Genomic DNA, 7,294 nt, shown 5'->3' on the forward strand with positions numbered 1-7,294 from the left:
CTAAAAGAACAACCATCCAGTAAGCAGGAACAAGGGCAGCAAAATGACTGCCGACCAGCCGAGATACGCAAAGAATCCCGGCATGACAATGCCGCGCGATTCGGCAATCGCCTTGACCATGAAGTTGGGCGCGTTGCCGATATAGCTGTTCGCGCCCATGAACACGGCACCGGCCGAAATGGCGGCGAGCGTGGTCGCGCCAGTCGTCATCAACGTTGGGGCATCGCCGCCGGCGAGGTTAAAGAACACGAGATATGTGGGCGCGTTGTCGAGAAAGGACGACAGCAATCCCGTCGCCCAGAAGTACGCAATGTCGATTGGCTTGCCGCTTGCATCGGTCACCATGTGCACGATACCGGCGAACGCCCCGCCCGCACCCGCGCGCAGGATCATGATCACGGGCGCGATGGTGATGAAGATGGCGGCGAACAACTTCGCGACTTCTTCAATAGGCCCCCAGTTGAACGCGTTGCCAGCGCGCGCGCTTTTTGGCGTGAGCATGAGCGACAAGAGGGTGAGCGAGACAAGCAGCACATCGCGCACGGCGTTCTGCAACGCGACATGCGTACCGACTACATCGAACTCGATGCCCGGTTTCCACAAGCCGCTCATCAGCACCAGCGCGACCACCGCAGCGAGCAGAACGAAATTGATCTTGCCGTCCACGCTCAATGGCGTTTTCACCTCACTTCGATGCACCACTTCTTCCTTGGCGAAGTAATAGCGGTCGAGCGCGTAGAAAAGCGCCAGCAAAACCACGCAGATAAAGAGCGTTGGCGCGGCGAGATGCACCGTGGTCCAGAAAAAACTCACGCCATTCAGGAAGCCGAGGAACAGCGGCGGATCCCCGAGCGGTGAGAGCGCACCGCCGGCATTGGCCACAAGAAATATGAAGAACACCACGCGATGCACAACGTGCTTGCAATGTTCGTTGGCACGCAGCAGCGGGCGAATCAGCAGCATTGCCGCGCCCGTCGTTCCCATGATGCTGGCGAGCACCGTGCCGAGCGCGAGCAGCCCGGTATTCAGACGCGGGGATCCGTGCAGGTCGCCATGCAGGCAGATGCCGCCGGCGACGGTGAAGAGCGTAGTGAGCAGGATGATGAAAGGCACATACTCTTCCAGCATGGCGTGCACGAAGGTGGCGAACGCAACCTGCGTACCAAAGCCAAGCGCAAAAGGCACAAGGAACACGAGCGCCCAGGCCGCCGATATCTTGCCGAAATGACGATGCCAGGCGTGCGGCGCGATCAGCGGCACGGTCGCGATGGATAAGAGGATGCCGGCGAACGGAAGTCCCCACAGCGCAGACAGCGTGGCGCCATCAAGCGATGCCGCGGAGGCGGTCAACGGCAGTGAGAGGAGCACCAGGCCTTGCCATAAGCGTCGCATGTTCACGGATGTGCTCATGCGCGTGCACCGCCGCTTGCGTCTGCGGCCGCAGCGCGCAGCCGTAAGCCCTGGTCTCTTGAGTTCCGGCGTGCGGCCGATGTATTCATGATGCTGTCCTCGCTGGCCTGTGCGTCGATCAAGGACTCGATTATAACGAGCGCTCCCGCTCGACTACCCTCGACCAAACGGCTAACGCGCAGCAGCGCCAGACCTCAAGAACACCCGCGTGGGTTACTGTTCTTCCACGAGTTTGGCGATGTCGAACACCTGGCGCAGGTAGGCAAGATAGGCCTGGTCGTCACACATGTTCTTGCCGGGGGAATCGGACAGTTTGGCCACGGGCTGGCCATTGCAGCGGACCATCTTGATCACGATCTGCAGCGGCTGATAACCCAGGTCGTTGGTCAGGTTCGTGCCCACGCCGAAAGCGAGCTGACAGCGGCCGCGGAAACGTTCGTAGAGGCGCAGGACCTTGGGAATGTCGAGTGCGTCGGAGAACACGAGCACCTTGGTGCGCGGGTCACAACGGTTCTCTTCGTAATGACGGATCAGGCGCTCGCCCCAGTCGAACGGATCGCCGGAGTCGTGGCGGGCGCCGTCGAAGAGCTTGCAGAAGTACATGTCGAAGTCGTTCAGGAACGCCTTCATGCCATAGACGTCGGAGAGCGCAATACCCAGGTCGCCGCGATACTCCTTCGCCCACATTTCGAAGCCGAAGATCTGCGAGTCGCGCAGCCGCGGACCGAGCGCCTGGCAAGCCTGAAGGTATTCGTGCGCCATGGTCCCGAGCGGACGCAAGCCGTGCTTCATGGCGTAGTGGACGTTGCTCGTGCCCGTGAACTGTTCGCCCAGGCCTTCCTTCAGCTTGAGGATGACCTCCTCGTGCCACTGCTTGGAGAACCGGCGGCGGGTGCCGTAGTCGGCAATCTTGCAGTCGGAGACTTCCGGACGGCCGTGCAGCAACTGGATCTTGTCGCGCAAGCGGTCTCGGCCGGTATCGAAGGTCGGTTCGCGTTGCGTGTTGCGGAAATACACCTCGTTGACAATCGCGAGGATCGGGATCTCGAACAGGATGGTATGCAGCCACGGGCCAACAATATCAATGTCGATCTCGCCGTTCTGCTTGGCGGACGGCTTGATCGTGACGGACTTCTCATTGAGATGAAAGAGCGCGAGGAAGTCGATGAAATCGCTCTTGATGAAGCGCATCCGGCGAAGGTAGTCGAGCTCTTCTTCCTTGAAGCGCAGATGGCAAAGCTGGCGCACTTCGTCACGTATCTCGTCTATATACGGCACGAGATCGACATCCGGCGTGCGGCAGCGAAACTTGTATTCCGCGTGTGCCGCCGGGAAGTGATGCAGCACGACCTGCATCATCGTGAACTTGTAGAGATCGGTATCGAGCAGCGAATGGATAATCATGGTTCCAGACGAACGGCTAGGAAAACGGGTGAAGGCGCGGGTAGCACCGCCCACAAAAGCGCGGGTAAAACCGCAAACGGACCCGGCACGCCCCGACGCACAGGATGCGTCGCCCCCGGCGGCCTCCAGCGCATGTTACCCGAAGTGTCCGCCCGCAGCGCCTTACCCACGTGGCCGATGCACGCCCGACAGGAGGCGCGTGGAAGCTCACCGGCGACCCATAAACAAATCACTAAACGATATAAGGCCTTCTGGCCGGGGGTCGCGCTCAAATATACCGGTACGCTACAATAACGGTTTTGGCGCGCAGATCGTGCACAGTCGAGCTATATACAGCCTGCAGCCCCGAATGGAGACGCTCGGTTCGCTGGTTGGACCCCGACGTTCATGTCGCCCTCGCCGCCGCCCCACGAATTCCGTATGCAGGAGCCTGAATGACTCACGTTGTGACCGAAAGCTGCATTAAGTGCCGCTATACCGATTGCGTGGACGTGTGCCCGGTGGATTGCTTCCGCGAAGGTCCCAACTTCCTCTCGATCGATCCGGACGAGTGCATCGACTGCGCCGTTTGCGTGGCCGAATGCCCGGTCAATGCAATCTATGCTGAAGAAGATGTCCCCGGTGATCAACAGCATTTCATTGAACTGAACGCCGAGCTGTCGCGCGGCTGGCCGAGCATTACCAAGACCAAGGCGCCGCTGCCCGAAGCCGACGAGTTCAAGGACGTGAAAGACAAGCTCGAACTGCTGGCGCGTTGAGCATGAGGGGCCGCACGTCGTCGCATCTGTAGTAACGCTTCGCTCGTTTGTGACTTTTTGAATTGAGATGAACACAGGGTGTTGACAGGCTGTTTTACCCTCCATATAATTTCGTTTCTCTGCTGCAGATGTTCCTCGATAGCTCAGTTGGTAGAGCGCCGGACTGTTAATCCGTAGGTCCCTGGTTCGAGCCCAGGTCGAGGAGCCAAGAATCGTTACCGTGAACCACCTGTTGGATATGGTTCACGGTTCTACGACGATCGTATTCAATCCTCGCTGTATCCCCCGCAAGAACTACACTCACCACAAGTCAGTCAGGAAGATCCTAATTTTCTTCGGATCGCTCGAACTGCGAATCATCGTTTTAATCTCACCTGCCGCACGAATCATCCGCTCTTCGGTGATCAGCATCTCCGGTTCCGGCACCTTTCCAAAGTCCACAAGCGCTTGCTTAACGTCGTCCGCTTCAGCACACCGCTCTCTTATACGATCAGCTATTAACTCGAGCGGCATAGTCCCTAATTCGACTGCGCTATACAGCGCGGACAACTCAGTAGACGAAGGTCGGGCGTTGCAATGTGAACGTTAATGATTCTTGTTCAATATCTGGAATACGGGGCAGCCCCGGCGATGCCGCTCGCCGGCCTGTCGAACATTACCGAGGTGCAAGGCTGCGGCGCGGCATGGGGCAGCGTCGACGCGGCAGGATTGCTCGGGCGCGTGGTGGACGGCCTCGGCAATCCGCTCGACGGCGGTCCGTTGTTGCCGCCGCCAGCGATAACGGCCGCGGCCGCGGCGAACGGGGTCGCTGATTGGGACAGCCGGAGCCGCGTCGCCGACGATACGGAAGTTGGCTCCGTCATATGAAATAGTAGGGATATCGAATCATCATCCGGCGTACTTATGTATAGCCGTAGAAATATCGTGTCGCCGACCCGACCGACCCCGCTTGATCGCGCTACGGACGTGCGGGGCGCGGGTGGATCGCGGGCCAATCTTCAGCGTGGTGGCGGTGTGAAGCTGACCGGCTGTAGCGTGGTATAGGCCGGTGTCTCTCCCTGTGGATAGACCAGTTCCTCCTCGCCTGTGTAGATGTTCTTCGCGAAAGTGGGCTCGTTGATCGGCACCTCGGTCAGATGCATGCCGATGCGGGGAGTCAGCGCCGCGTCTTGAGACGTCGCCATGGCGATTTCGTCGACTCTGAATATCGTGTTGGGCCGGAATAGCCATTCGTGCTCCCCGGGGGCCAACGTGGTGACGCGGTGAATAAAGGGCGTCGCCGACTCTGACTGGATGTCGTAAAGCGCGAACGCATCCCCGGGCGCGGCGACATAATCACCGTCCGCCAGGTTTGCCTGTGCGTATTCACTGTCGCTGGCCGCGGACATGAAAGCCGGCGAATTGGTCACGTAGTCCCCCGGTCTAAACTGGCGCGCATAGTTGCCGGGGACCTCCGCGATGCGAAGCAGGCGGCTATCGCCGTTTGGCCTCGGCAATTTGCTCAGGGCGGTCTGCAACGACTCTGCGCGCGCGGCGGTGTCGCTTTGGTAGGTGCGATCGCGCAACTGCTGGTTGAGTTCGTAATTGACGTCCTCGTCCTCCGAACCTGTCGAGTAGTCTTCGCTCACATCCAGATACGTCCAGTTCCGGAGGGCGTGTTGCTGATCGGAGGGAAGTTGATCGAATGCGGAGTGATACGAATGGGTGAACTCCTCATTGCTGAGCATGTCGTCCGCGGCGGAGTGCCACGTCCTCGGAATGAGCGTTTCCAGCATGCTGGCGGAAGCCGGCGCGCCGGTTGAGGTCGAGATTTGCAAGGTCGGCGCGCCCGGTCGCGCTGGCTGAGCGCCGGCAGCTGGTAATTCGCCCGGGTTCATGCCGCCTTTCAGCCCAACGTTGGTGTGGACCTCCCAGTCACCTTGAGTATTGAGCCTGACCGGATACTGAGGACGGTACGCGTTATCGGGCTGATACACGCGCCAGGTATTGTTGTCCAGGTCAAAGCGCGCAGGATAGGTCTTCCCGCCGCTGCTGATGTAGTGCTGCCCGTTATCGTCGATCAGTACATTCTTCCAGCCCATGGCGGCTTTCAATGAATCGGGCGCTGGCTGCACCGCGTAGCTGTCAGGCAAGCTTGCTTTCGCACCGCTGATGCGCTGCGACGCCTCAGCGACGGCCGCGTCCACACTCAGACCTTGCGCGGCGGCATGGACGGTCGGCTGCGCGCTGTGCACCCCTGCCTGGCCGGCTTGGCCGGCTGGCGCCGATGGCACTGGGACCGTTGTGTCACCCGTCGTGGCCGGGTGCTCGGGCAGGTGTCCCTCGGAACCAGCCTTGACGACGGCTCCGGCCTCCTTCGCGGCAAGCCGTTCAGCGAAAGCCGCCTCACCGCCCCCCGCGACGAGCCCGAGCAGGCCGGATGCCAGGTCGATCCCTAGCCGCGTGTTTGCCGACAATGACGTGTGCGGGTCGAGTGCCGCCGAGAGGGGAGCGAACGGCGTCAGGCCGAGCAGAAACCGCGTGGCGCCCTCGAACACCTGCTCGGCCAGTTTTTCCCCGCGCGCGCGCGGCGTGATCGAATAGTCCTTGTACGACGAGTCGTGCAGCACGGCGTTGTACCGGTCCGCCAGATCGCGGACATAGTCGGGGCCGGCCGGCGGCAGGTTATTCAGGATGTCGAGATAGTTTTTCTGGGCGTCGACGCCAGAGGCGTTCAGGTTGCGTCCTGCTTCGACCGACCATTTGACGAGCTTGTCGTGCAGCGTGGGGTCGTCCCGCATCCGCTGCGTGAATGCCAGCAGCCGGCGGTCTGCCAGATCGTCACGGCCAGTGCCCGGATTGGTGCTGTACAACTGGCGCCCGATCAGCTCGTAGCGCTTGCCCGGCGCATTGGTGAGCGCGTCGGCTTCGTGGATGATCCGGTTGACTTCCGCGTTCGCGGCTGCCCATTTGCCGGCTTCCTGTGTCGTGTGTTGATCGATTGCTGTGCCGACCTTGTGCTGCAGGTTGTTCTTCAACTCGGCCGCCAGCGTGAAATAGCGCTCACGTGCAGCCGGCGTCGCGGCGTTGACGAACCCCTCGCGCAGGCGCGGTAGTGCGCTGAGTTGCTGCCGGTCGCCCAATCCGGTCAGATAACCTGCACCGACCGGACGGTTGAACACACTCAATGCGCGTTCGACGGAATCGTTCTCGGCGACAGTGGCGCGCTCGAGCACCGCGTCGCCCAGCTTGGACAGCTGTTCATCGGCATGTTGACGGCCATTCGCGTCCTTGCTGTCGCGGAAAGCGACGTCGAGCGTTGCAAGGGCACCGGCGTAGGCCTGGTGTTCGGCGCGAGGCAGTGTGTTGATCTGGGCCTGGAGCGCGTTGACGTTCTGCTCGAAGTCCTGGACCTCGGGAGGGTAGCCTTTGAGGCTCAGCTTGAGGTCCGTCGCAAGCTTCGCCTGGTTCTGCTCGTCCGCGTCGTTGCTCCTCGACAAACGCGTCATGTTGGGCAGTGTCTTCGTGTCGTACGCGACGAGCAGGTTCGTGAGTTCGTCGCGTGTGGCGCTAACTAGCAGCGGGCGGGCGGAACGTTGCGAGGGTTGCGAGGGTTGCGAGGGTTGCGAGGGTTGCGAGGGTTGCGAGGGTTGCGAGGGTTGCGAGGGTTGCGAGGGTTGCGAGGGTTGCGAGGGTTGCGAGGGTTGCGAGGGTTGCGAGGGTTGCGAGGGTTGCGAGGGTTG

5 protein-coding genes and 1 tRNA gene are annotated in these 7,294 nt (G+C 61.0%); 3 read left to right on the top strand and 3 right to left on the bottom strand.

The window, feature by feature from the left end; genetic code table 11:
* Together BSU04_RS03230 and pncB are read right to left on the bottom strand one after the other, a co-directional pair.
* Positions 1-1,410 (bottom strand): sodium:proton antiporter, encoded by a 1,410-nt coding sequence (locus tag BSU04_RS03230; protein ID WP_373452786.1) that lies wholly within the window; start codon positions 1,408-1,410, stop codon positions 1-3.
* A 213-nt stretch (positions 1,411-1,623) separates the two neighbouring features.
* Complete coding sequence (gene pncB / locus BSU04_RS03235) at positions 1,624-2,814, bottom strand: nicotinate phosphoribosyltransferase (RefSeq protein WP_089159224.1); 1,191 nt, start codon at positions 2,812-2,814, stop codon at positions 1,624-1,626.
* A gap of 434 nt (positions 2,815-3,248) precedes the next feature.
* On the opposite strand from pncB, the gene fdxA reads away from it, so the two are divergent.
* From fdxA to BSU04_RS03255, 3 genes are all read left to right on the top strand, one after another.
* Positions 3,249-3,572, top strand: coding sequence for a ferredoxin FdxA (gene fdxA / locus BSU04_RS03240; protein ID WP_089159225.1), 324 nt, complete (start codon positions 3,249-3,251; stop codon positions 3,570-3,572).
* Between the two features lie 132 nt (positions 3,573-3,704).
* Positions 3,705-3,780 (top strand) — tRNA-Asn (locus BSU04_RS03245).
* Positions 3,781-4,160: 380 nt separating this feature from the next.
* Positions 4,161-4,439, top strand: a complete 279-nt coding sequence (locus BSU04_RS03255; protein WP_144021106.1) for a hypothetical protein — start codon at positions 4,161-4,163, stop codon at positions 4,437-4,439.
* A gap of 131 nt (positions 4,440-4,570) precedes the next feature.
* Here BSU04_RS03255 and BSU04_RS03260 read toward each other — a convergent pair.
* Positions 4,571-7,294, bottom strand: a 2,724-nt coding sequence (locus tag BSU04_RS03260) for a hypothetical protein (RefSeq protein ID WP_218827221.1), incomplete at its 5' end; no start/stop codon positions are given.

The sequence above is a fragment of the Caballeronia sordidicola genome, assembly GCF_002220365.1.
In the GTDB taxonomy this organism is placed as follows: domain Bacteria; phylum Pseudomonadota; class Gammaproteobacteria; order Burkholderiales; family Burkholderiaceae; genus Caballeronia; species Caballeronia sordidicola_C.

Excerpts from the sequence above, each read along its gene's own strand:
- fdxA (WP_089159225.1), top strand. The coding sequence starts at position 3,249 with ATGACTCACGTTGTGACCGAAAGCTGCATTAAGTGCCGCTATACCGAT.
- BSU04_RS03255 (WP_144021106.1), top strand. The coding sequence starts at position 4,161 with ATGATTCTTGTTCAATATCTGGAATACGGGGCAGCCCCGGCGATGCCG.
- BSU04_RS03230 (WP_373452786.1), bottom strand. The coding sequence starts at position 1,410 with ATGAGCACATCCGTGAACATGCGACGCTTATGGCAAGGCCTGGTGCTC.
- pncB (WP_089159224.1), bottom strand. The coding sequence starts at position 2,814 with ATGATTATCCATTCGCTGCTCGATACCGATCTCTACAAGTTCACGATG.